Annotated in this window: 24 protein-coding genes; 11 read left to right on the top strand and 13 right to left on the bottom strand. The window is 30.8% G+C overall.

Going from position 1 to position 23,268, the window contains the following annotated elements; translation table 11 throughout:
- The first annotated feature begins 4 nt into the window (after positions 1-4).
- Genes G6N05_RS10695 through G6N05_RS10685 form a run of 3 tightly spaced genes read left to right on the top strand, consistent with a single transcriptional unit; the run spans position 5 to position 3,117 of the window.
- Positions 5-988 (top strand): UDP-glucuronic acid decarboxylase family protein, encoded by a 984-nt coding sequence (locus G6N05_RS10695; protein WP_166128527.1) that lies wholly within the window; start codon positions 5-7, stop codon positions 986-988.
- Positions 989-991: 3 nt separating this feature from the next.
- Positions 992-2,350, top strand: coding sequence for an undecaprenyl-phosphate glucose phosphotransferase (locus tag G6N05_RS10690; protein WP_166128522.1), 1,359 nt, complete (start codon positions 992-994; stop codon positions 2,348-2,350).
- Positions 2,350-3,117 (top strand): glycosyltransferase family 2 protein, encoded by a 768-nt coding sequence (locus G6N05_RS10685; protein WP_166128517.1) that lies wholly within the window; start codon positions 2,350-2,352, stop codon positions 3,115-3,117. The genes G6N05_RS10690 and G6N05_RS10685 overlap by 1 nt, the downstream gene beginning before the upstream one ends.
- 57 nt (positions 3,118-3,174) lie before the next feature.
- Here the strand turns inward: G6N05_RS10685 and G6N05_RS10680 are convergent, their stop codons facing one another.
- Positions 3,175-4,482 (bottom strand): phenylacetate--CoA ligase family protein, encoded by a 1,308-nt coding sequence (locus G6N05_RS10680; protein WP_166128514.1) that lies wholly within the window; start codon positions 4,480-4,482, stop codon positions 3,175-3,177.
- Between the two features lie 112 nt (positions 4,483-4,594).
- Between G6N05_RS10680 and purD the strand changes: the two genes are divergently transcribed.
- Complete coding sequence (purD, locus tag G6N05_RS10675) at positions 4,595-5,866, top strand: phosphoribosylamine--glycine ligase (RefSeq protein WP_166128509.1); 1,272 nt, start codon at positions 4,595-4,597, stop codon at positions 5,864-5,866.
- 80 nt (positions 5,867-5,946) lie between these two features.
- Here purD and G6N05_RS10670 read toward each other — a convergent pair whose 3' ends face one another.
- The gene (locus G6N05_RS10670) at positions 5,947-6,180 is read right to left on the bottom strand and encodes a DUF6341 family protein (protein ID WP_166128505.1); all 234 of its coding nucleotides are present in this window, start codon (positions 6,178-6,180) and stop codon (positions 5,947-5,949) included.
- A 44-nt stretch (positions 6,181-6,224) separates the two neighbouring features.
- Between G6N05_RS10670 and G6N05_RS10665 the strand changes: the two genes are divergently transcribed.
- Positions 6,225-7,151, top strand: a complete 927-nt coding sequence (locus G6N05_RS10665; protein ID WP_166128501.1) for a DUF6427 family protein — start codon at positions 6,225-6,227, stop codon at positions 7,149-7,151.
- Here G6N05_RS10665 and upp read toward each other — a convergent pair.
- Positions 7,146-7,799, bottom strand: a complete 654-nt coding sequence (upp, locus tag G6N05_RS10660) for a uracil phosphoribosyltransferase (protein WP_166128497.1) — start codon at positions 7,797-7,799, stop codon at positions 7,146-7,148. The genes G6N05_RS10665 and upp overlap by 6 nt on opposite strands.
- Positions 7,800-7,868: 69 nt before the next feature.
- On the opposite strand from upp, the gene G6N05_RS10655 reads away from it, so the two are divergent.
- Both G6N05_RS10655 and G6N05_RS10650 read left to right on the top strand, forming a co-directional pair.
- Positions 7,869-8,474 (top strand): DUF4254 domain-containing protein, encoded by a 606-nt coding sequence (locus G6N05_RS10655; protein ID WP_166128493.1) that lies wholly within the window; start codon positions 7,869-7,871, stop codon positions 8,472-8,474.
- Positions 8,475-9,506, top strand: coding sequence for a glycosyltransferase family 9 protein (locus G6N05_RS10650; protein WP_166128488.1), 1,032 nt, complete (start codon positions 8,475-8,477; stop codon positions 9,504-9,506).
- Positions 9,507-9,536: 30 nt separating this feature from the next.
- On the opposite strand, the gene G6N05_RS10645 is transcribed toward G6N05_RS10650, so the two are convergent.
- Positions 9,537-11,243, bottom strand: a complete 1,707-nt coding sequence (locus G6N05_RS10645) for a tail fiber domain-containing protein (RefSeq protein WP_166128484.1) — start codon at positions 11,241-11,243, stop codon at positions 9,537-9,539.
- 732 nt (positions 11,244-11,975) lie between these two features.
- On the opposite strand from G6N05_RS10645, the gene G6N05_RS10640 reads away from it, so the two are divergent.
- A complete protein-coding gene (locus tag G6N05_RS10640) occupies positions 11,976-12,413 on the top strand; it encodes a helix-turn-helix domain-containing protein (protein WP_166128480.1) in 438 nt (145 codons plus the stop codon).
- Positions 12,414-12,449: 36 nt separating this feature from the next.
- Here the strand turns inward: G6N05_RS10640 and G6N05_RS10635 are convergent, their stop codons facing one another.
- From G6N05_RS10635 to G6N05_RS10620, 4 genes are all read right to left on the bottom strand, one after another.
- Positions 12,450-13,502, bottom strand: coding sequence for a ferredoxin--NADP reductase (locus tag G6N05_RS10635; protein ID WP_166128476.1), 1,053 nt, complete (start codon positions 13,500-13,502; stop codon positions 12,450-12,452).
- Between the two features lie 82 nt (positions 13,503-13,584).
- The gene (locus tag G6N05_RS10630) at positions 13,585-14,022 is read right to left on the bottom strand and encodes a hypothetical protein (RefSeq protein WP_166128471.1); all 438 of its coding nucleotides are present in this window, start codon (positions 14,020-14,022) and stop codon (positions 13,585-13,587) included.
- Between the two features lie 30 nt (positions 14,023-14,052).
- Complete coding sequence (locus G6N05_RS10625; protein WP_166128467.1) at positions 14,053-14,565, bottom strand: acyl-CoA thioesterase; 513 nt, start codon at positions 14,563-14,565, stop codon at positions 14,053-14,055.
- Between the two features lie 65 nt (positions 14,566-14,630).
- On the bottom strand, positions 14,631-15,617 hold the full coding sequence (locus G6N05_RS10620; protein ID WP_166128462.1) for an HU domain-containing protein: 987 nt from the start codon (positions 15,615-15,617) through the stop codon (positions 14,631-14,633).
- 138 nt (positions 15,618-15,755) lie between these two features.
- Here G6N05_RS10620 and dprA point away from each other — a divergent pair, with 138 nt between their 5' ends.
- Positions 15,756-16,859 carry a DNA-processing protein DprA gene (gene dprA, locus G6N05_RS10615; RefSeq protein ID WP_166128894.1) on the top strand — a complete coding sequence of 368 codons (1,104 nt, stop codon included), beginning with the start codon at positions 15,756-15,758 and terminating at the stop codon, positions 16,857-16,859.
- Positions 16,860-16,980: 121 nt separating this feature from the next.
- On the top strand, positions 16,981-17,301 hold the full coding sequence (locus G6N05_RS10610) for a GIY-YIG nuclease family protein (protein WP_166128458.1): 321 nt from the start codon (positions 16,981-16,983) through the stop codon (positions 17,299-17,301).
- A gap of 117 nt (positions 17,302-17,418) precedes the next feature.
- Here G6N05_RS10610 and trpS read toward each other — a convergent pair whose 3' ends face one another.
- On the bottom strand, positions 17,419-18,390 hold the full coding sequence (gene trpS / locus G6N05_RS10605) for a tryptophan--tRNA ligase (RefSeq protein ID WP_166128453.1): 972 nt from the start codon (positions 18,388-18,390) through the stop codon (positions 17,419-17,421).
- Between the two features lie 314 nt (positions 18,391-18,704).
- Here trpS and G6N05_RS10600 point away from each other — a divergent pair, with 314 nt between their 5' ends.
- Complete coding sequence (locus G6N05_RS10600) at positions 18,705-19,445, top strand: lysophospholipid acyltransferase family protein (protein ID WP_166128449.1); 741 nt, start codon at positions 18,705-18,707, stop codon at positions 19,443-19,445.
- A gap of 176 nt (positions 19,446-19,621) precedes the next feature.
- Here the strand turns inward: G6N05_RS10600 and G6N05_RS10595 are convergent, their stop codons facing one another.
- The 4 genes from G6N05_RS10595 to G6N05_RS10580 form a co-directional block, all read right to left on the bottom strand.
- Positions 19,622-20,065, bottom strand: a complete 444-nt coding sequence (locus G6N05_RS10595; protein WP_187003009.1) for a hypothetical protein — start codon at positions 20,063-20,065, stop codon at positions 19,622-19,624.
- Positions 20,066-20,233: 168 nt separating this feature from the next.
- A complete protein-coding gene (locus G6N05_RS10590; RefSeq protein WP_166128440.1) occupies positions 20,234-22,186 on the bottom strand; it encodes a porin family protein in 1,953 nt (650 codons plus the stop codon).
- 75 nt (positions 22,187-22,261) lie between these two features.
- Entirely contained in the window at positions 22,262-22,801 is a 540-nt protein-coding gene (locus G6N05_RS10585) for an RNA polymerase sigma factor (protein ID WP_166128437.1), read from the bottom strand.
- 6 nt (positions 22,802-22,807) lie between these two features.
- Positions 22,808-23,215 carry a hypothetical protein gene (locus G6N05_RS10580; protein WP_166128432.1) on the bottom strand — a complete coding sequence of 136 codons (408 nt, stop codon included), beginning with the start codon at positions 23,213-23,215 and terminating at the stop codon, positions 22,808-22,810.
- Between the last annotated feature and the right edge of the window lie 53 nt (positions 23,216-23,268).

The following is a 23,268-nucleotide window of genomic DNA, read 5'->3' as shown; positions in this document are numbered from 1 at the left end:
AAAAATGAAAAGAATATTAATAACAGGAGCTGCAGGTTTTTTAGGATCACATTTATGTGATAGATTTTTAGCTGAAGGTTATTTCGTAATTGGAATGGATAATTTAATTACAGGTGATTTAAAAAACATAGAACATTTATTTAAAGAAAAAAACTTTGAGTTTTATCATCATGATATTACAAAATTTGTTCACGTTCCTGGTGAATTAGATTATATTTTACATTTTGCTTCTCCAGCAAGTCCTATTGATTATTTAAAAATTCCAATCCAAACTTTAAAAGTAGGTTCGTTAGGAACACATAATTTATTAGGTCTAGCCAGAGTTAAAAAAGCAAGAATTCTTATTGCATCAACATCAGAAATATATGGCGATCCACTAATTCATCCACAAACAGAAGAATATTACGGAAACGTAAACACAATTGGTCCGCGTGGTGTGTATGATGAAGCAAAACGTTTTCAAGAATCTATCACAATGGCTTACCACACTTTTCATGGTGTAGAAACTAGAATTGTTCGTATTTTTAATACGTACGGACCAAGAATGCGATTAAACGATGGTCGTGTTATTCCTGCTTTTATTGGTCAAGCACTTCGTGGTGAAGATTTAACTGTTTTTGGAGATGGAAGTCAAACGCGTTCGTTTTGTTATGTAACGGATCAAGTAGAAGGGATTTACAGATTATTACTTTCAGATTATCACTTGCCAGTAAACATTGGTAATCCAGATGAAATAACAATTTCTGATTTTGCAGAAGAAATTATAAAATTAACAGGTACCAATCAGAAAGTAATTTATAAAGATTTGCCAGTTAATGATCCAATGCAACGTCAACCAGATACTACAAAAGCAAAAGAAATTTTAGGCTGGAGTGCTAAAGTAAACAGAGAAGAGGGAATGAAAATTACGTATGAGTATTTCAAATCGCTTTCACCTGAAGAATTAGCCAAAGAAGAACACAAAGATTTTTCTAAATATATTTATTAGTAGATGAATAAAGGAAGATATTCCAAATATATTAGACCAATAAGTATAGTCTTAGATTGTTGTTTGATACTTATTTTATCCCTTTATTTTTTTAAGGGACTAAATATTAATTTTCAATGGTTTGGAACATACTTGGTATTAATATGGATCATAATATCTTTTTTTACAAAGTTTTATGAAATATTTAGATTTACAACTCCAGTAAATATTTTATCAAAAACAGCTAAGCAAACGGCTTTGTTCTTGCTTTTAATCATTGCTTTTTTTCCATTTTATAAAGATGCGATTTTTAGCGGTCGAGCCACAGCAAGATATATTGTAACACTCTTGTTTGGTGTGTTGTTACTAAAAAGTTTGGCTTTTTATTATATAAAAAAATACCGAATCTTGACCGGAAATAACTTCAGAAATGTTGTTATTATCGGTTATACAGACGAATCAAAAGATTTAAAAACTATTTTTGATAACCGACCAGATTATGGTTATCGTTTTAAAGGTTTCTTTTCAGACAAGAAAACTGGAGAATACATTGTAGGAAAAGTGGAAGACTTAAAAAAGTTTGTTTTTCAAAATAAAATTGATGAAATTTATTGTTCAATTAATGAAATTTCAAACGACAAACACAAAGATTTAGTTGCTTTTGCAGATGAAAATGAAATTATAATTAAATTCATTCCTGATTCTAAGGCCATTTTTTCCAAGAACTTAACAATTGATTATTACGAGTTATTTCCAGTTTTATCTCTAAGAAAATCACCATTAGACGACTATTATGCGGAGTTTTTCAAAAGAGTTTTCGACATTATATTTTCTTTAATTGTAATAGTCTTTGTTTTATCTTGGCTAACTCCAATTTTAGGATTACTAATTTTATTAGAATCAAAAGGCACCATCTTTTTTAAACAAAGCCGACCAGGAATTAACGAAGAAGAATTTATTTGTTATAAGTTTCGATCGATGAAATTAAACGGAACTACAGAATCTGAAGCATCAAGAAACGATCCAAGAGTTACAAAAATCGGTCGTTTTATCAGAAAAACAAGTATTGACGAATTACCACAATTTTTCAATGTTTTACTTGGTGATATGTCTGTTGTTGGACCAAGACCACATCTTTGGGCACAAAATATAACATACGGGAAAAAAGTAAAAAAATATATGGTTAGACATTACGTAAAACCTGGAATTACTGGATTGGCTCAAGTTAAAGGATGCCGAGGCGAAATTGAAACGGAAGAAGATATGATTAACAGAGTTAAATTTGATGTTTTTTATATTGAAAACTGGTCTTTTTTAATGGATTTTAAAATCATTCTTCAAACGGTAATTAATATTTTTAAAGGAGAAGAAAAAGCGTACTAATGAACTCGTTAGTTTCCATAATTACGCCTTGCTTCAATTCTGAAAAGTATATTTCTCAAGCCGTTCAATCGGTTATTTCTCAAACACATGAAAATTGGGAATTACTTCTTGTTGACGATTGTTCTTCAGATGAAACCTTCTCTATAATTTCAAATTATGCATCTCATGATAAGCGTGTAAAAGCATTTAAACTAGATAAAAACGCTGGAGCAGGTGTAGCAAGAAATTACGCTATTCAACAAGCTCAAGGAAATTATATCGCTTTTTTAGATGCAGACGATTTGTGGAAACCTGAGAAGTTAGAAAAGCAACTCCGCTTTATGCAAAAGCAAAACATTCCGTTCACTTTTTCGTTTTATGAAACGATAGATGAATCTGGAAATTTACGTAATGAAACAATCACAACTCCTTCAAAAATAACTTACCAACAATTATATTTTTGCAATTGGATTGGCAATTTAACAGGAATTTATTCTGTAGATTTCTTTGATAAAATTCCGATTTCGTCCATCAAAAAAAGACAAGATTGGATGATGTGGTTGCAAATCGTAAAGCAAATACAAACTGCGATTCCAGTTCCAGAAAGTTTAGCGTATTATAGAGTTAGAGAAGATTCTATTTCGGCTTCTAAATGGAAATTAATTGCGTTTAATTTCAAAGTTTATCGAGATTTCCATAAACGTAATTTCTTTACGGCTTGTTTAGATACGATGCAATTTTTATATGTTCAGTTGGTCATCAAACCCAAGTATAAGTTAAGATTTTAAACACAAACCAAATCACGTTTCGGCTCCCTTTCCTTTGGAGAGGGTTGGGGTGAGGTATTACAACAAAGAAGTAAATTGCTTCAATTTCCCACGATTGCTTCTCGTTAAAAAGTCTTTTCGAGTATAGGTAAACTTCAAATTCGGTTCTAAATACAAATCAATCGCTTTCTGAATTTCGTCAATTTGTGCGGAAGAAAGTGCTGTCTCACTTACATAATCAATTTCAAAACAATCCAATTTTGTTTGTTTAATAACGAATTCTTTCACGTTTCCATCATCTTCAATAATGCTTTTTGTCACATAATAAAACGTCAATCCTGGCGATTTTTTTCCGCTTGGTAAAATAGCTACATCGTTAGTTCGACCAATTAATTGCTTCAAAATTGGTTTTTTCCAAGTGCTATTTTCGGCTAAAACTCCAATATCGCCAATTTCATATCGAATAAACGGATGCGCTTTGTTGTATAAAGAAGTCACCACTACTTTTCCAGAAATTCCATTAGCAACAGGCTGATTATTCTCGTCTAAAATTTCAATAAATAAAGTTTCAGAATTAACTTGCCATTCTCCTTTCGGATTTTGAAATGCTAATAAATCCAATTCGGAAGCGCCGTATTCATTAACAATCGGAATGCCTAAGTATTTTTCAAGTAAGATTTTATCAGCATCAAAAAGCATTTCAGAAGTGACCATGCAGACTTTTAATGTCGGACAAACGTCTTTTAAAACGATGTTTTTCGATTGTAAAAACTTCGCAAAAAGCACCACAGAACTCGTATAACCATTAATATAATCGAATTTTTTGTTTTGAAATTGTTTCAGAATTTCTTCCAAAACCACATCTGATAAATCGAAAATTGGAAAACGATATCTTTTCGCTAAAAAATCTTTGAAACGTTCTTTATAATATCCGAATTTATCCAAAGGAATACCATAAAATCGCGCTTGAAACGACGTATTAAAATCAATTCCAAACCAACCAAATCGGTAAATATTCGAATACCATGTTAACGCATGCGAAAATTTATCTTTCGCAAAAATAAACGGATCGCCACTTGAACCTGAAGTTTTGTTGATGTAAATATTCTTTTCAAAACCTTTTGAAAGTCTATCTTTTAAAGGAACTTGAAGATTTTTTTTAGTCAGAATTGGTAAGTTGTTCCAATCGGATACATCGGTATTTCCAACTAAATTTTTATAGAAAGTGTTGTTTTCTAAATGAAATTGGACGATTTCCTTTCTTTTATCTTTAATGAATTTTTGATATTCGGATTCAGAAATTTGTAGATTTTTTTCAAATTCAATCTGGGCTTCCTTCATGGGGAAACCATTAATTTTTAACGATAAATTAAATAAGTGGAACACGTTTTCTGAATTTATTCAAAAATAACAAACCTAATTTTATAATCTAACAAAGACTTACTTTTTTTTCCAATTAAAACAAACTATTTTTGCAGCAACAAACAACACACACGATATGAATATTTTACTTTTAGGTTCTGGAGGAAGAGAACATGCATTTGCTTGGAAAATGACTCAAAGCGCACTTTGCTCACAACTTTTTGTAGCGCCAGGAAACGCAGGAACAGCACAAATAGCAACAAATGTTGCGATGAATCCAAACGATTTTGAAACGGTGAAACAATTTGTTTTAGCCAACGCAATTGAAATGGTTGTAGTCGGACCTGAAGATCCTTTAGTAAACGGAATTTACGATTTCTTCAAAAATGACGCAGCTTTAAATACGATTCCAGTAATTGGACCATCAAAATTAGGCGCACAATTAGAAGGAAGTAAAGAATTCGCCAAAGAATTTTTAGTAAAAAATAATATTCCAACAGCGAGATACGAAAGTTTTACTTCGGAAACAGTTGAAAAAGGATATGCGTTTTTAGAAACACTTTCTCCACCCTATGTTTTAAAAGCCGATGGTTTAGCAGCCGGAAAAGGTGTGGTAATTTTAAACGACTTACAAGAAGCTAAAGACGAATTGAAAGCCATGTTAGTGGATGCTAAATTTGGTTCAGCTAGTGCGAAAGTAGTTATTGAAGAGTTTTTAGACGGAATTGAATTAAGTTGTTTCGTGTTAACAGACGGAAAAAATTATAAAATTTTACCAACGGCAAAAGATTATAAAAGAATTGGTGAAGGTGATACAGGTTTAAACACCGGTGGAATGGGCGCTATTTCTCCAGTTCCATTTGCAGATGCGACTTTAATGCAAAAAATTGAAGAGCAAATTGTAATTCCAACGATCAACGGTTTAAAAAACGACAACATTGAATACAAAGGTTTTGTGTTTATTGGTTTGATTAAAGTAGGCGATAATCCGTTTGTGATTGAATATAATGTGAGAATGGGTGATCCAGAAACAGAAGTGGTTATTCCAAGAATTAAAAGTGATTTAGTCGCTTTGTTTCAAGCCGTTGCGACAGAAAAATTATTGGATTTTGAATTCGAATTAGACGAAAGAACGGCAGCTACAATTGTAGTCGTTTCTGGCGGTTATCCAGAAGAGTTTGAAAAAGGAAAAGAAATTTCTGGTTTAGATAACAACACAGAATCCTTGGTTTTTCATGCAGGAACAAAAGAAGAAAACGGAAAAATTGTATCAAATGGAGGTCGTGTTTTAGCGGTAACATCTTTCGGAACTACGTTCGTAGATGCCACAAAAAAATCTTATCAAACTATAGAAAATCTAAAATTTGATAAGATGAATTATAGAAAAGATATCGGGTTCGATTTATAATTGAACCTTAACTTTATACAAGCAAAAATATCCGTAATAATTACTATTACGGATATTTTTTATATTTTAAATACTGTTTTTTATTTTGTTAAGAAAGAATGCGCAGTTGTATCTTGCTCATCTTCTCCAGATTTTTTGAAAATTGATAATTGTTTTGTCCAGTAATATGTCCAATAACAACAAACAATAATAAATACCCAGTTGATAATATTTGCACCCCACCAGTTTGTTAATTCCCAACTTCTTAATAAGTCCAATGGTACAAAAAGTACTTCAACAAATAAAAATTGTATTGCTTCGAAAAATGCTTTCATTTTTTTATTATTATATTTACACTACAAAAATATAAAATATCTTTATGATTGCAAGCCTTTTTAGTAAAACTCGACCAATTAATTACGCATTAATCTTTTTAATGCTACTTTCTTGCTTTTTTTTATATCAATTTCAAGTTTCAAACACCGTTTTTACCACTAATATTATAATTGAAAAGGCAGCGGTTTTTGTTTTAATTGTATTTTCGTTTTTTTTAGTCAACTTTATTTCTTTAAAAAACGCACTAACAAAGAACGATAATTATGCGATTCTTATCTTTTTTGTATTTATACTTTTATTTCCAACCATATTAAATAACACTAAAATTGTATTGTCAAATGTATTTTTACTATTGGCTTTACGACGATTAGTTTCGTTAAAAACTTTAGTTTCTCCTAAAGAAAAAATTTTCGATGCGTCATTTTGGATTTTCCTTTCCGCAATATTCCACTTTTGGAGTATTCTGTATATTGTTTTAGTATTTATTTCGATAATATTCCACTCTGGAAAAGACTTCAAAAACTGGTTGTTGCCTTTTGTTTCATTCCTTTGTGTTTGGATTTTGTACATTTTCGCCAGTTTAGTTTTATTCGATAACTACACAATTGATGACAATATTACTGATGTGAGTTTTAACTTTTTTGCGTTTGATAATGTGTATCAAAATATGGCATTGGCTTTGTTTGTTTCTATTTCAGCCTTGTTTTTTGCTTCACAAACTTTTGATTATCAGAACAAACCTTTGAACATGCAGTCGTCTTATAAACAGATTTATTTTTCGTTTATTTTGGCGGTTGGAATTTATATTTTTTCACCAAATAAATCTAATGATTTGTTAATCTATTCTTTTGCGCCTTTGTCTATTTTAGGTGCGAATATGTTCGAAAAATTTGAAGATTCCGTTTATAAAGAAGTTTCTTTATATCTGTTATTTGCTGTTGGGTTGTTTTTCTTTTTTGCTCAGTTATAACTTATTTCCATACGCTAAATCGCCAGCATCGCCTAATCCAGGAATGATATAGTCTTTCTCATTTAATTTTTCGTCTAACGAAGCCACCCATAAATGACAATTGTCGGGTAAGTTTTCTTGTAAATATTGAATACCTTCTGGAACTGCAATAACGACTGCAATATGAATGTGTTTTGGATTGTGGTCTACTAAAAGTTTATTTAATACCGCTACTAAAGATTTTCCAGTGGCTAACATCGGATCAATTAAAATTAAACTTTTGTTTGTTAAAGTTGGCGTAGCTTTGTATTCTACCAAAATATCAAAGTCATCATCGTTATTATAATGATGTCTGTAGGCTGAAACAAATCCGTTTTCTGCATCGTCAAAAAAGTTCATAAAACCTTGATGAAGTGCTAAACCAGCTCTTAGAATCGAACATAAAACAATATTTTCAGCAATAGTTGTAGTGTGTTTTATACCTAAAGGCGTTTGAACAGCAATGTCTTTATATTCTAATTCTTTACTCAATTCATAAGCCATAATCTCACCAATGCGTTCAATGTTTTTTCTAAAACGCATGCTGTCTTTCTGAATGTTTACATCTCTAAGTTGGGTAAGAAAATGATTTAAAATACTGTTTTGTTCGGAGATATAATGTACATTCATGTGAGATAATTTGAAAATTGAGGTTAAAAGTACAAAAAATCCTTATTTTTGTAAATTAAAATAGAAACTATGTTTGCAGAATTTGCCTTTCCCATTTTTGAACAATCTATAAAAGCGTATCATATTATTGATGATGTGTATCAGCCCGTACTAAATCCTTATGAAAAAGGTTCAGTAGAACACTTGTTGTTTGCAAAAAACTGGGTAGATACCGTACAATGGCACTATGAAGATATTGTCCGTGATCCAAATATTGATCCAGTTGCTGCGTTAGATTTAAAACGTAAAATTGATGCGTCAAACCAAGTTAGAACAGATATGGTGGAATATATTGACGGGTATTTTTTACAGAAATATGCACACGTTCAAGTGAAACCAAATGCTAGAATTAATACGGAAAGTCCAGCTTGGGCGATTGATAGATTATCTATTTTAGCTTTGAAAATTTACCATATGAACGAAGAGGCAACTCGTGAAGAAGCCACTGCTGAACACAGAGCGAAATGTCAGGAAAAATTGAATGTATTGTTAGATCAAAAAAACGATATGTTTATTTCCATTAGTCAATTAGTAGAAGATATTGAAAATGGTGACAAATTCATGAAAGTTTACAAACAAATGAAAATGTACAACGACGAAGATTTGAATCCAGTTTTGTATCAAAATAAAAAATAAATGCCGCAACACATTTTAATTATTAGGCTTTCAGCTATGGGCGATGTCGCTATGACCGTTCCTGTGCTGAGAGCTTTTTCTTTGCAATATCCCGATGTGCAACTCACAGTGGTTTCCCGACCTTTTTTCAAACCTTTTTTTGATGATATTGAAAACGTAAATTTCTTTGCGATTGATTTAAAAGAAAGACACAAAGGCTTTTTAGGGTTGTTGCGTTTGTTTTCCGATTTACGAAAATTGAATATTGATGCCGTTGCCGATTTACATAATGTGTTACGTTCGAAAGTCGTAAGAACATTATTTGCCTTATCAGGTAAAAAAGTGGCTGCTACAGATAAAGGCAGAAAAGACAAAAAAGAACTTACAAAATTAGCCATCAAAACTATTTCTCCAACTAAATCAATGTTTGCCAGACATTGTGAAACGTTTGAAAAATTAGGTTTTCCTTTAGATTTAAACGAACCGATATTTCCTGAAAAAGCAGTTTTATCAGAAGAAATACTTACCATTACTGGAAAAAAAGTAGAAAATTGGATAGGTATCGCACCTTTCGCACAATATGAAAGCAAAGTGTATCCGATTGATTTAATGCAAGTCGTGATTGATGAATTAGCGAAAAATTCTTCGAATAAAATCTTTTTATTTGGAGGTGGTGAAGAAGAAATTAAAAAGCTTAATCAACTAAAAAATAACCATGATACTGTAATTGTCGTAGCTGGAAAAATTAAGTTTCAACAAGAGTTAGATTTAATTTCTAACTTAGAGATTATGCTTTCTATGGATTCAGGAAATGCACATATTGCAGCGATGTTAGGTGTAAAAGTGATCACACTTTGGGGCGCTACTCATCCTTTTGCAGGATTTAAACCGTTTAATCAACTTGATAATTTTTGTATTACTTCTAACAGAGAACAATTTCCGTTTTTACCCACTTCAGTTTATGGAAATAAAAAAGTAGAAGGTTATGAAAATGCGATGCGAAGTATTTTGCCAATTACAATTATAGATAAAATAAAAAAGGAGCTTAATTAGCTCCTTTTTTATTTTATTAAAGTACAGTTTCTATTTTTGCAAGGCTTTTACCAAAGCTTTTAGTTCTGCAATTTCCTTTTTCAAATCTTCAATTTGAGTTTGTTGTTCTTGGATTGCTTTTACAGTTACTGGAATAATATCACTATAATTTACACCTAAATGTTTATTTTTGATTTGTTTGTAATCTCCATTTTCGTTTGCTGGTATCCAACTATGGGTTTGTACTACTTCTGGTAAAACTTCTAATAATTGTTGAGCTGAAAATCCAATTTTCTTTTCTTGTTTTTCAACAGGAATTGACGTATTACCTAATTTATAATTTTTCCAATTATACGTAATAGTGTTTAATTTTAACAATTCATTTAAACCATAAGACAATGGTTTAACGTTGGTTTTTAAATTCATATCAGAAGTAGTAATTACTCCGTTTGTAGCATAAACAGCACCCCATCTTCTGTTAGATTTTCCTAAAGTATTTCCAAAAGAACTTGTTTCATCTGACATTGGGTTAAATCCAGATCCTTCAAAAAACAATTCATTTGTTCCGTCCACAAAATATTCAATAGACCCCATTGCAATAGCTGTTCCTCCTGAACCTCCCGAGTCGAATCCAGCTACAAAATCTTTTGTAAATGTTGTAGAACCAGTATCAACAAAAGTTGTTCCGTCATCACTATCAATAAAAGCATCAGTTCCGAAATTAATATAATTATTAGAAAAGTCAGTATCCATAATTACTCTATTGGTTCCTTGATAAATAATTTGTCCTGGAAATGCAGCTGCAGTATTACTTGAAAAAGTTAAATCATAATTATCAAGATTTAAAGCAGTACCTTGTGTTAAAGTTCCTCCTAATCTTGCTGTAGAGCCTGTTAATGTCAAACCGTTTGTGAATGTATAACTACCAGAACCACTTGGTAAGGTTACCGAGTTACCATTTGAAATAGAAAGTGTACTTCCAACCAAACTTAACGTTTGACTATCTGTCCCGCTACCTCCAGTTGGAGTTGCCCAATACCCATTTCCATTAGCATCAGAAGTCATTACTTTTCCACTAGCTTGAGTTCCATCTTCTAATCTAAAACTATAAGAACCACCAGTTGGAGCACTTGTTTCGGTAACTAAAACATTATCAATAGAAGCGCCATAATCAAAAGTTCCTAAATATTCAAAACGAAGTGAATAACTATTTCCCGCTACCACAGTTCTAGTTCCAGAAAAACTGGTGTTTGCATCTGAAGAAAGCACTCCAACAAGGTTTGCTCCAACGATAGCATTGGTAGTATTGTTCCATAAGTAAGCACGAAATGATTCAGCACTTCCAGTAAAATAATTATAACGATAATCAAATGAAATTGTAACAGTAGTAGAAGTGGGTGCAGATGTGAAATTTATGCTGGCAGTAGAGTTTTGATCACATCCAGATTCATCAGAATAAATAAATAACCAACCTCCAGTACATGTTGTACAATTTGCATTAGCATTTCCGGTAGTAGTTCTTTCCCATCCATTTACTGTTGCTGGAGAAGCGCAGCCACTAGTTGTGTTACTAGAATGTGTAACAGCATAGGCCGCATCAAAATTTTGATTTAATAAATTTACGGTTCCGCCACCACTTGGTAAAGTAGTCGTTCCTACCACATGTAATGTAGCTGTTGGAATTGTGGTATTGATTCCCACTTGTGCTTTAACACTTATTACAATGACAAATGATAAAAGAATTAATATTTTTTTCATAAAAAATTTATTTTAATAATTTTCGTCACAAAAATAGTTAATTATGTGATTTTTTTAAAAAAAAGTAGTCCAATATTACGGAAAAAGCACTAATTTCTTTATATTTGATGATAAATTATCTAAATTAGAATGGATTTCATTGAAGGCATTACTGTTGTATCTTTTGTAATTGCTATAACAACGGTTTATTGTTTTTATTTAAGAAAAATTAAATTTATTAGTGTCCTGTTCTATTTTTCTTGGTTTTTCGTTTTTTTTAGTTTGTTATTATCAACAACCCCAAAATTTAAAATTTACGAATCTCTAGTAAGTGCTTTTGCTTTATTGTTTTTCGTTTGGTTAATTTTATTGCCTCCGCTTTTATTCAACTTAATAAATAATGAAAAACAAAAAACAAATATAGTTTTATCTCATTTTTATCTGCCAAGTATTTTATTTTTGATAAATTTATTTTCAATTGTTTTTTTTAGTTTAAATAATGAAACGGAAAAAAACTTTGCATATGAAGTCGTTGAGAATGTTATGACTTATGTAAACTATATCGTAATATTATTTATCTTCCCAATATCTACCGTTTATTACAGCTTTGTTTCCTATCAATTATTATTTAACAATAACGAATTTAAAAACGAATCTTATTTCAAGTCAAATTTATTTGTTTTTATATTGTTGTATAATTTATTTATTTGTTTTTGGTTTCTAAATTATCTTTTGGATTCGCCAACACTAAAAATGATAATAAAATCTTGGTTTATACTTTATTTCCCGATTAGTTTATTTGTAATATATAAAGCCCATTCAAAAAAAGCTGAAAAGATTAATCCTTTGGAACTGATTAATGAGAAGTTAATATATCTTTTTAATACGGAACATATGTATTTAGAGCCAGAATTAACAATTAGAAAATTAGCTAGAAAAATTGGGACAAATGAGAAATATTTATCTAATGTTATTAATAAAGTTCACAATCAAAACTTTTCTGTATTTATAAATAACTATAGAATAGAATATGCAAAAAAACTCCTTTTAGATTCAAATTATGAGAATCTAACTCTTGAAGCTATTGGAAGTTTGTCTGGTTTTAATTCAAAATCATCATTCAATAGTGTGTTTAAAAAAACAACAGGATTAACTCCAACAGAATATAAAACAAAAGCACCAGTTTCATAATTTGAAACTGGTGCTTTTTGTTTAAATTATATCAATTTAAATATTATCAAAATCAACTTTAATTTCTGAAGTTGTTGGAACAGCCTGACAAGCTAAAACCAAACCTTCTGCTACTTCGTTGTCTGTTAAAATCTGGTTTTTATTCATCACTGCACTTCCTTCTGTAACTCTACAAATACAACTGCTACAAATTCCACCCTGACAAGAATAAGGCACATCTAAACCTTGTTTTAATGCCGCTTCTAAAATGGTTTGTTTCTGACTCATTTCAAAAGTCACTTCATCAGAATCTACTAAGATTGAAATATTAGTATGACCATTTTGTCCGGCTGCAGCTTTGTTTTCTGGAGCTGGAGAAGTACCAAATAATTCAAATTTGACATCTTTTTCCGCTACATTGTTTTCTTTTAATGTTGCCGAAACTACTTTTATCATTTCTTCTGGTCCGCATAAATAAAACTTTGAAAAGGTTTTATCTGCATGTTTGTTTTTAAGAACAGTGTTTACCACAGCTTTGTCAATTCTTCCGAACAATTCACCAGCAACATTAGCTTGACTATAAACGAAATGCACGAAAAAGCGACCTAAATTTTTTAATTGTAACGCGTGTAATTCATCATGGAAAATAGTTTCTGCTTCTGTTTTATTTCCATAAACCAAAACAAATGTGCTATTCGGTTCTTCTTCTAAAACACTTTTCGCAATAGATAATACGGGTGTAATTCCACTTCCTGCAGCAAAAGCCGCATAACTTTTTTGATGATCGTGTTTCGCTTCAAAAATAAATTTTCCTTCTGGAACACTTACTTCTAGTAAATCACCAATGGCTAAATTGTTATTTGCAAATTTCGAAAACGTTCCGCTTTTAACTTCTTTAACAGCAATTCTCATCTCGCCACTTTTTGGAGAAGAGCAAATAGAATACGCTCTACGAATTTCTTTTCCGTCTAAAGTCAATTTTAAAGTAACATATTGTCCCGCAATAAATTGATATACTGCTTTTAGTTCTTCAGGAATATTAAAAACGATGGAAACTGCACTTTTAGTTTCTCTTTTGATTTCTTTTATTGCTAATTTATAAAAATCCATATTTTTTCTTTTAAGAAAATACTCAACTTTTATATAAAAGCAAAGTATTTAGTTTAATATTTTTGTTTAAGTTAATTTAAGACTATTTTTTTTTCTTCCTCAAAACATCTAAAGCTTTTACGTTTGAAGGTTTTTTCCCACTATCGTTTCCTAAACCACCATTTTTAATTTCGTTAGTATCTTCATTATGTAAATACTCATTTAATTTTATTAACATATTATAATTATAACTTTCTAAGGCATTCAAATTGTTTTTTAAAAAGTTTGAATACGAATAAAAAAGGATGAAACCTTCTTCAATATTAGTCCAATATGTCTTGTTTAAATTTATTAATTTGTCAAATTCTGTTTTCGTTAATGAAATCTTATTTGTATAAATTTTTTTTAAAACTTCATTCTGATAGTTACATATTTTATCTTTTGACAAGCTATCTTGAATTATAATATTATTCTTTTCTTTTATTTGTGAAAATAGAAAAAAAGGAAAAATAATTAATAAAAGTACAACGTTTTTTTTCATAGTTTAAAAATATAAATCCTATAGTTTTTTTTATTTTGTAAACAACGCTCTTAATTCCGTTGCATCACTAGCTTTCATTTTTCCAGCTAATACTAAACTTAATTGTTTTCTTCTTAATGCGGCTTCAAAACGTTGAATTTCTAATTCCGTTTGTGGTTCAATTGGTGGAACCGGCATTGGAGTACCCATTTCGTCTACGGCAACAAATGTATAAATACCTTCATTAGCTTTTACTTTTATTCCGGATTCTCTGTCTTCAATCCAAACATCAATATAAATTTCCATAGAAGTTGAAAACGTTCTCGACACTTTTGCTTCCACGGTTACCACACTTCCTAATGGAATAGATTTATTAAATGCTACGTGATTTACAGATGCAGTTACACAAATTCTACGAGAATGACGACGCGCAGTAATACTTGCAGCTCTATCCATACGAGCTAATAATTCACCACCAAAAAGATTATTTAAAGGGTTAGTTTCACCAGGTAAAACTAAATCTGTAAGAACAGTAATTGAGTCTGAAGGATATTTGTTTTGCATTGTTTTTTTACAAAGATAATAACTCTGATTTAAAAACAAGGCATAAAAAAATCCCAAAATTGGGATTAGTCTATTAGTAACCAAGCATCGATGCTATCTTTTGCTTTTATTTTGAGTTTTAAATTCTGCGCGTCTTTTAAATTGGAATAGCTTCCAAAGGCTACAGGAATTAATCCGTATTTGTTTTTGGTTAGTAAATGCGCCTCGAAACCTTGAGAAGCTAATAGTTTCCTAGCTTTTTCTGCATTTTGTTCACTTCTATATGCGCCTGCCACAACGTGGTATTTTGCGTTTGGTTTTTCTTCTAAAGTTAAATCGACAGCTGCCATCGGATTAGGTAAAACGAAAGTAGCTTCTTGTAATTTTTGATTTATTTTTTCTTGAACAGATTTTTCTACTAAAATGGTTTTTTGATCAATCGTATAATCGTAATACATTTTATAACCATAGGTTCCAGCTGAAGAAAAAAGCGCAATTGCCGCAGCATATTTTAACCAATTGGTATTTGGTTTGGTTTGAACTAATGGAATAACCGGAGTTTCATCTTCAATAACTTCTTCTTCTAAAATTTCGTTTTCTAAAACTTCTTGAGCGATAGAAATGGTTTCAGTTGAATTTTGTGTTTGATTTTCTCTGATGATTTCTGGAGAATTAAAACCAGACAAACCAAAAGAATCCATTAAATAATTGACAGAATTATTTGGTTTAAAAACTAAATTATTTTCAGAATTTGAAGAAATTTCACCAATATTTTCTAAGGTTAAAACTTCTTTATTTTGGAGCTTTTCTAACCAAAAAGTAACTTGCGTTTGAATTTTCGCTAAAGCACTTTCATAGCTAATTTTTTCTTGCAACGCAATATGATTAGCCAACAAACCATCATTAGTTTTGATGTTAGAATTGAAAGAAATAACTTTTCTCGGCGGTACAAACGAATTATGACCTTCCGCTATTTGAGCCGATTGCCATTCGCTTAAAAAAGCACCAAAACCAGGAATGCTTACACATTGGTATCGGTACAATAATCCAGAAATGTATTTCTCTATTTTCATAATAGCAAAATTAAGTATTCAAAGACAAAAACAAAATTTTATCAACAATTTTTATTAACAATCTACGCTTTATGTTTATTAAGGTTTGATTTTCATATTACTAAAAAATAAATATATTTGCAGGATATATTATACGCCATGTTACATACTGAATTATTACACGCACTCGCACTTTTAAAAGTGGACGGAATTGGTGATGTTGTTGCCAAAAAACTAATTACCCATTGTGGTTCTGCCCAAGATGTTTTTCAATCTAAGAAAAAAGCACTGTTAGCTATTGATGGTGTGGGCGAAATTCTCTACAAAAAATTACAAGAAAAAAATGTTTTTCAGTTAGCTGAAAAGGAGCTTCTATTTGTTGAAAAAGAAAACATTTCTATTTCTTATTATTTAGACCAAAACTATCCCGAACGATTGAAACATTGTATCGATGGTCCAGTTGTTTTGTTCCAATCAGGAAATATTAATTTTGAAAATAGAAGGATGATTAATATTGTGGGAACACGCCAAATTACTCCTTACGGAACAGAATTTACCAAAAAATTGATTGCTGATTTGGCCCCATTAAATCCAATTATCGTGAGCGGATTTGCTTATGGTGTAGATATTGTCGCGCATCAAACTGCAATGGAAAACAATTTGCAAACGATTGGCGTTTTAGCACACGGATTGAATCAAATTTATCCGAAAATGCATAAAAAATATATGGCAAAAATGGAACAAAATGGTGGCTTTATGACCGAATTTTGGAGCACATCGAATCCAGATAGAGAAAATTTCATAAAGCGAAATCGTATTGTGGCCGGAATGTGCGAAGCTACAATTGTAATTGAAAGTGCCGAAAAAGGTGGTTCGCTAATTACTGCAAATCTCGCCAACGATTATAACCGAGATGTTTTTGCCGTTCCCGGAAGAATTACAGATAAATTTAGTCAAGGTTGTAATAATTTGATAAAAACACAACGCGCACATTTATTAAATAGCGCTGCAGATTTGATTTATATTTTGAATTGGGATTTGTCTGATAAAAAAGTGAAGCCAATACAAAAACAATTGTTTGTTTCCTTAACGGAAGAAGAACAAAAAATTTATGATTATCTTCTAACGAAAGAACAAGAAGTAATGGACATCATTGCTTTAGATTGCGATTTCCCGATTTTTAAAATTTCTTCTTTATTATTGAATATGGAATTGAAAGGCGTAATCAGACCATTGCCAGGGAAATTGTTTGAAGCGGTGTAGATACCGAAACGAGTTCGGAATGACATAACACACAATCTTGTCAAGCTGAACTTGTTTCAGCTTCTCCACTAAATAATTTAGATCCTGTAACAAGTTCAGGATGACAAAATCTTTGTAAAAAATGGCTTATAGAACATATCATAATTATTGGGTTTATATTTTGACTAATAAACCAAATGGCACATTATATATTGGAGTAACTGGAGGAATTGATGATAGAATGGAAAGACATATAAATGGTGAAGGATCTAAATTTACATCCAAATATAAGTTGAATCTTTTGGTTTATTTTGAAGAGTTTCAATATATAGGCGATGCAATTGCTAGAGAAAAGCAATTAAAGAATTGGCACAGACAATGGAAAATAAACTTAATTGAAAAAGAAAATCCTTCTTGGATAAATTTATGGAAAAATATAGATTCCGAAACAAGTTCGGAATGACAAAGCACGAAATCTTGTCATCCTGAACTTGTTTCAGCTTCTATTCATTTAATTTAGATCCTGAAACAAGTTCAGGATGACAGAAATGAGGTTTAGTTCGGAATGACAAAAAAACGATTACATAAACCCTAATTTCTCTCTTACTCTTTTTAAAACACCATCTGCGACTTTACCCGCTTTTGCTGCGCCATCAAAAAGTAATTTATCTACTTCTTCTAGGTTGTTAATGTAGTAATTGTATTTTTCTCTTTCTGTTTTAAATTTCTCCGCAATTAAATCATATAATGCTTGTTTTGCGTGTCCGAAACCATAATTTCCAGCCAAATATTTAGCTTTTAATTCCGCAATTTCTTCTTCCGAACCTAATAATTTATATAAACCAAAAACATTACAAGTATCTGGATTTTTAGGTTCTTCTAAAGGCGTGCTATCCGTTTCTATGCTTTTAATTTGCTTTAATAAGGCTTTATCATCTAAGAAAATATTGATAAAGTTATTACGAGATTTACTCATTTTTTGTCCGTCTGTTCCAGGAATCAACATCGTGTCTTCGCTAGTTTTTCCTTCTGGTAATACGAACGTTTCACCCATTTGATGGTTGAAACGAGAAGCGACATCACGAGTGATTTCTAAATGTTGCATTTGATCTTTTCCAACAGGAACGATTTCTGCATCGTATAATAAAATATCGGCAGCCATTAACATTGGATAGGTAAACAAACCTGCGTTTACGTCATCTAATCTGTCGGCTTTGTCTTTAAATGAATGCGCTAAAGTCAAACGTTGAAACGGGAAAAAACAGCTTAAATACCAAGACAATTCTGCGGTTTGTGGCACATCTGATTGACGGTAAAACACCACTTTATTAGTGTCTAATCCGCACGCTAACCAAGCGGCTGCTGTGCTGTATGTGTTTTGCTTTAATTCGGTTCCGTTTTTAATTTGCGTAATCGAATGTAAATCGGCAATAAATAAAAACGATTCATTTGCAGGATTATTTGCCATTTCGATAGCTGGAATAATTGCACCTAATAAATTTCCTAAATGTGGCGTTCCTGTACTTTGTACGCCCGTTAATATTTTTGCCATTTGGTTACTTGTTTTTGCAAATGTAAGTTTTTATGTAAAAAGAGCCAAGTGATTTTATGACTTTGCGACTTAGTGAAAGGGTGATTTGGGGTGATTTTGATTGTGTAAAATTTATACGATGAATATGATGATAATTTTGAGTTGAAAATGGATTAAAAAGTTAGTTAAAAAGATATAACGTGATTAATAACCCCGATTGCAGTGGCATCCTTTTACAAATTGCTACTTAAAAAGCAATTTGTAACAGATATAACGGAAAGCGGGTGTGATTTTGTTTTGAAGTACTATATTTGTGTTTCATAAAAAAAATAAAAATGAAGGTTTTACTTTATCCATTGTGGTTTTTATACAGAATTTGGTTTTACATGTTAATGTTGGTACCAATAATTATTTTGTTTCCATTTATTTTTGTTACTATTTTAAGTGAAAAAACCTATCCGTTATTTTTTAAAATTGCGCGACTTTGGGCTAAAATTATTTTAATTGGAATGGGTTTTAGATATTCCATTGAAGGTGATGAAATTTTTGAAGACGGAAAAAGTTATATGCTTGTTGCCAATCATACTTCTATGACAGATATTATGCTGATGTTAATTGCGGTGAAAAATCATCCGTTTGTGTTTGTGGGAAAAAAAGAATTGGTTAAAATTCCGATTTTCGGATTTATTTATAAGCGCGTTTGTATTTTGGTGGATAGAAAAAGCAGCAAAAGCAGATATGAAGTTTTTGAACGCGCCCAAAAAAGAATTCAACAAGGTTTAAGTATTTGTATTTTTCCAGAAGGCGGTGTGCCAGATGAAAGTGTTTTGTTAGATGAATTTAAAGATGGTGCTTTCCGAATTGCGATTGAACACCAACTACCAATTGTTCCCATGACTTTTTTTGATAATAAACAACGCTTTTCATATACTTTTTTTAGTGGAACTCCAGGTAAAATGAGAGCTGTAATTCATCCACCAATTGAAACAAAAGGCAAAGGAATGGAAGAAAGACATCAGATAAAAGAGGAAGTCCGACAAATTATTTTGGCAGATTTAGAAAACGATAACAAGTAAATAATCCTATTTTCTCCATCTCCTTTGTTGAGGATTGGGGTGAGACAATAAAAAAGCACCATTGGCGTGGCGCTTTTCCAGTTTCAATCGTATAAAAGTATTGAAACAACTTAACTAAATTATATAACTAACTTTAAAATTTGTAACTAATATTTTACAACCTCTTTTTATTCTCCTTAATTCTCAAAAACAATATCTATATAAGGTATCGCCCAATCATTCAGAGGTACACCAGTTCCATAAAATGAAGAACCAGTGATTTTTAGATTACCAAACGTAACAGGAAAATTTAAGTTTCTAACTAACCTACCAATTGTATTGCCAATATTGCTACCCCAATTTGTTTGAATTCTTTTAATTGTATATGAATGACCAACTACTACTTGTATAGGTGTTATTGCAACATATGATGTTGCTGTGGAAGAAAAAGTATGACTACCGCTATATAAGACAGTACTTGCCGTGTTATCATAAATCTCCATAGCATATGGTGTGGTATTAAATGTTGGCAAACTTTTATATCCAATTGAACAAATAGTTTTGTTTGATGAGACTTCAAAAGTATAGGAATGGGTTACTAAATCCATTGTAGTTACATCTTGATGTGAGGCATCCGCCAAATTGTTATAAAGTTGATTAAACGTGGTGTTAGAGGAATCACACTGTAGCGGATTGTTTACAATTGATTCGTCATCTCCATCAGTACAACTAATAACTATTGGAATAATAAGACAAATTAACAGGTTGATAAATTTTAATTTCATAGATTTTTGTTGTGTTTTTTAACTTTAAAATTTGTAACTAATTCCGGTATTTACACCAATAACATACGGTGTAAAATCTTCGGAGTTTTTATTAAATGTGTTAATTTGATATTTCAATGTAGGTTCTAAATTCAACTGAAAATTTTTCATAAAATTATAACTAAAACCTAACCCGACATTACTACTAAAATGCACATCATTTAAGTTAGAAGCCTTTCCAATTTGCATATTTCCGTCAGGTGCTTTAATAGAAACTTCATTTTCTGTTAAAAACAAAGTACTCATTCCGCCTTTTATAGCCACACCAAATTTTTTGTTTAAAATAGCGTATGACAATTCTAATGGGACTTCAACATATTGTATTCTCTGATTTAAATTTCCAAAATTTTGATTCGACTGCACAATTTGATTTTCAATAGCATTTTTAGAAACATCTTTTTCGTGTTTTAACACTAAATATTTACCATTAGCATTTCTTTCAATATTGGTATTTGCAATTTTAGATTGATCTTCAAAACTAGAATAGAAAGCAATGTTTTCGGTATCATAATCTAAATTCAAATTACTAACTCCGGTTTTTATTGCTAGGCGTTTGTTTAAATTATAAGCAATACCAACACCATAACTTGTAGAATTATTAAACGTTTTTTCGTTGGAAGCAAATTCTTCGGAAAGCGGAGAACCACTTGCAAAAGAATTGAAGAAAACAGGCGCAACATAACTGTTTACAGCCCATTTGCTTCTTTTCTCTTTTTCATCAACAACTTTTTTGGTCTCTTTTTCACGAAGCAATTTTTCCATCGGGTTTTCCTCAATAGCTGCTGTTGCTGATGTTATGGTATCTGTTTTTATTTCTTCTACTCCAACAATTGCGTTTGAATTTGAATTTTCTAAGCTATTTTCAACTAAAACACCGTTAACAGCATTGTTGTTTTTTGATGTTAAATTTGAAGAATTAGAATTATTTACATCTGTTAATCCAGAATTAGAAGTCGTATTTTTAGATGTATTTAAACTATTTGTATCTGTTAATCCAGAATTCAAACTGTTTTTAGACGCATCAAATTTATCAAATGTATTTATATCTGTTAATCCAGAATTCAAATTGTTGTTTTTAGAAGAATCAAATTTATCGAAAGCATTTTTATCTACAACTCCAGAATTTAAAGTAGTATTTTTAGACGCATCTAATTTATCAAAAGCATTTTTATCTATAACTCCAGAATTTGAAGTAGTATTTTTAGACGTATTTAATTTATTAAAAGTGTTTACATCTGTTAAGCCAGAATTAGAAGCATTCTTTTTGGATATATTAAAATCGTTAAACTCAGAATTTAATTGGAATCCTTTTTTAGATTTATTTTTATAATTTATAGTGTTTCGATTATTGCTAACAATTTCAGAATTGGAAGTGTTAAATGAAGCATTGCTCTTTTTAAAAGTAGTTGTGTTCGTTTGTTTTTTTCGATTTGAAACGAAATTAGTATTCGATTTGTTTGTGTTTGAATTTAGTGCAGCACCTTTATTTAAATTAGAATCTGTTTTAGAATCTGCATTCGAATTTGTTGAATTGTCATTATTTACAAGTGAATTTGAACTGCTTCCAGTTTCATTTGTAAATGACACATTCGATTTGTTTTCCTTTGTAGCTGATTCAGTAGAATTGTCTGAATTCGTTTCCACATCATTCTGATTAGATGTATTGTTTTCTTTAGTAATGTCTGAATTAACAACAGCGTTGTTTTTTGTATTCGTGTTTTTGAAATCAGTATCTGTGTTGAAAAAAACAACAGAAACAATGGCAACAAAAGAAGCAGCAATTCCAGCGGTTTTAAACCAAAACGGAATAACTCTTCTTTTTTTCTCTTTTGGATGTAATTTCTCTTGAATGTTTTCCCAAACAAAATCAGGTGGGGAAACTTCAAAATCTTTAAATTTTTCCTGAAAAAGACGTTCTATATTTTTGTTTTCTTTCATTTCTTTAAGCAATATTTTTCAGCGGTAACAAAATGGTATCGCTTTATAAATAATTATTAGTTACTAATTGCGACTTCATTTTGTTTTTGAAAATGCGGTATTATATTTCTGTATTTTTTCTTTTAAAATCATCTTAGCTCTTGCCAAGTTAGATTTTGAAGTGCCGTCAGTTATTTCTAACATTTCTGCAATTTCTTTATGCGAATAACCATCAACCACATATAAGTTAAAAACCAATCGGTAACGATCAGGCAATTCTTGAATAATTTTTAACAAAAAATCCATGGTTACTGATTCGTCGTCAATTTCAACTTCTTCTACATTCGGAATATTATCTGAAATTATTTCTAAAAATGTGCCTTGTTTTCTATATTGTTGTAAAACATAATTTACAACTAATCTTTTTGCCCAACCTTCAAAAGAACCGTTTCCGTTAAACTGTTTTAACTTATCAAAAAGGATCAAAAAACTTTCTTGTAAATTATCTTGTGCTTCTTCATAACTTCTCGAATACTTTAAACTAACCGCAAACAATTTTGGAGCTAAAAGCTTATACAATTGTTCTTGAGCTTGAGTATTGTTGTTCTTACATTCATGTAGAAGACTTTCTATCATTTATCTTTATTGTACAACTATTGAATATTCTTCAAAAATATCTGCACCAGCGGTGTCTCTTCCTTTCCAAAATTTGAACAAATAAGTTCCAACTTCAGTAGGTTTAAATTTTAAAAGTTGTGCTGCAGCTTCAGTAGTCGATTCTGCACAATTACTTTGATCCAACACAAAACTTTGAATTGCTACAGTTCTTGTAAACCCATCTTTTTCATAATAAAACCCATCAAAACCATGACAAACTGTCGGCCTTAAAAACTTTACAGTAATCTCGTTTTCCACATCAACATAAAATTCAGTTGGCATTATAACTGAATCTACAGGCAAAACTTCATAATGTATAGTTTGTTCATTACTTTCTGTTGAACAAGAAATCACCAACAAGAAAATTCCAATAAGTGCTGATATTTTTTTCATTTTATACTTTGTTTTTATTTATAGATGCAAAAATTACAAAAAGGTTGCGTTAT

This window comes from Flavobacterium bernardetii (assembly GCF_011305415.1).
GTDB lineage: Bacteria > Bacteroidota > Bacteroidia > Flavobacteriales > Flavobacteriaceae > Flavobacterium > Flavobacterium bernardetii.
Note: the sequence above shows the minus strand (reverse complement) of the source record. Positions and strands in the feature narration are given on the sequence as shown.

What these genes read in the sequence shown, in the direction of transcription:
- G6N05_RS10695 (WP_166128527.1), top strand. Translation starts at nt 5, where the DNA reads ATGAAAAGAATATTAATAACAGGAGCTGCAGGTTTTTTAGGATCACAT.
- G6N05_RS10690 (WP_166128522.1), top strand. Translation starts at nt 992, where the DNA reads ATGAATAAAGGAAGATATTCCAAATATATTAGACCAATAAGTATAGTC.
- G6N05_RS10685 (WP_166128517.1), top strand. Translation starts at nt 2,350, where the DNA reads ATGAACTCGTTAGTTTCCATAATTACGCCTTGCTTCAATTCTGAAAAG.
- purD (WP_166128509.1), top strand. Translation starts at nt 4,595, where the DNA reads ATGAATATTTTACTTTTAGGTTCTGGAGGAAGAGAACATGCATTTGCT.
- G6N05_RS10670 (WP_166128505.1), bottom strand. Translation starts at nt 6,180, where the DNA reads ATGAAAGCATTTTTCGAAGCAATACAATTTTTATTTGTTGAAGTACTT.
- G6N05_RS10665 (WP_166128501.1), top strand. Translation starts at nt 6,225, where the DNA reads ATGATTGCAAGCCTTTTTAGTAAAACTCGACCAATTAATTACGCATTA.
- upp (WP_166128497.1), bottom strand. Translation starts at nt 7,799, where the DNA reads ATGAATGTACATTATATCTCCGAACAAAACAGTATTTTAAATCATTTT.
- G6N05_RS10655 (WP_166128493.1), top strand. Translation starts at nt 7,869, where the DNA reads ATGTTTGCAGAATTTGCCTTTCCCATTTTTGAACAATCTATAAAAGCG.
- G6N05_RS10650 (WP_166128488.1), top strand. Translation starts at nt 8,475, where the DNA reads ATGCCGCAACACATTTTAATTATTAGGCTTTCAGCTATGGGCGATGTC.
- G6N05_RS10645 (WP_166128484.1), bottom strand. Translation starts at nt 11,243, where the DNA reads ATGAAAAAAATATTAATTCTTTTATCATTTGTCATTGTAATAAGTGTT.
- G6N05_RS10640 (WP_166128480.1), top strand. Translation starts at nt 11,976, where the DNA reads ATGATAATAAAATCTTGGTTTATACTTTATTTCCCGATTAGTTTATTT.
- G6N05_RS10635 (WP_166128476.1), bottom strand. Translation starts at nt 13,502, where the DNA reads ATGGATTTTTATAAATTAGCAATAAAAGAAATCAAAAGAGAAACTAAA.
- G6N05_RS10630 (WP_166128471.1), bottom strand. Translation starts at nt 14,022, where the DNA reads ATGAAAAAAAACGTTGTACTTTTATTAATTATTTTTCCTTTTTTTCTA.
- G6N05_RS10625 (WP_166128467.1), bottom strand. Translation starts at nt 14,565, where the DNA reads ATGCAAAACAAATATCCTTCAGACTCAATTACTGTTCTTACAGATTTA.
- G6N05_RS10620 (WP_166128462.1), bottom strand. Translation starts at nt 15,617, where the DNA reads ATGAAAATAGAGAAATACATTTCTGGATTATTGTACCGATACCAATGT.
- dprA (WP_166128894.1), top strand. Translation starts at nt 15,756, where the DNA reads ATGTTACATACTGAATTATTACACGCACTCGCACTTTTAAAAGTGGAC.
- G6N05_RS10610 (WP_166128458.1), top strand. Translation starts at nt 16,981, where the DNA reads ATGGCTTATAGAACATATCATAATTATTGGGTTTATATTTTGACTAAT.
- trpS (WP_166128453.1), bottom strand. Translation starts at nt 18,390, where the DNA reads ATGGCAAAAATATTAACGGGCGTACAAAGTACAGGAACGCCACATTTA.
- G6N05_RS10600 (WP_166128449.1), top strand. Translation starts at nt 18,705, where the DNA reads ATGAAGGTTTTACTTTATCCATTGTGGTTTTTATACAGAATTTGGTTT.
- G6N05_RS10590 (WP_166128440.1), bottom strand. Translation starts at nt 22,186, where the DNA reads ATGAAAGAAAACAAAAATATAGAACGTCTTTTTCAGGAAAAATTTAAA.
- G6N05_RS10585 (WP_166128437.1), bottom strand. Translation starts at nt 22,801, where the DNA reads ATGATAGAAAGTCTTCTACATGAATGTAAGAACAACAATACTCAAGCT.
- G6N05_RS10580 (WP_166128432.1), bottom strand. Translation starts at nt 23,215, where the DNA reads ATGAAAAAAATATCAGCACTTATTGGAATTTTCTTGTTGGTGATTTCT.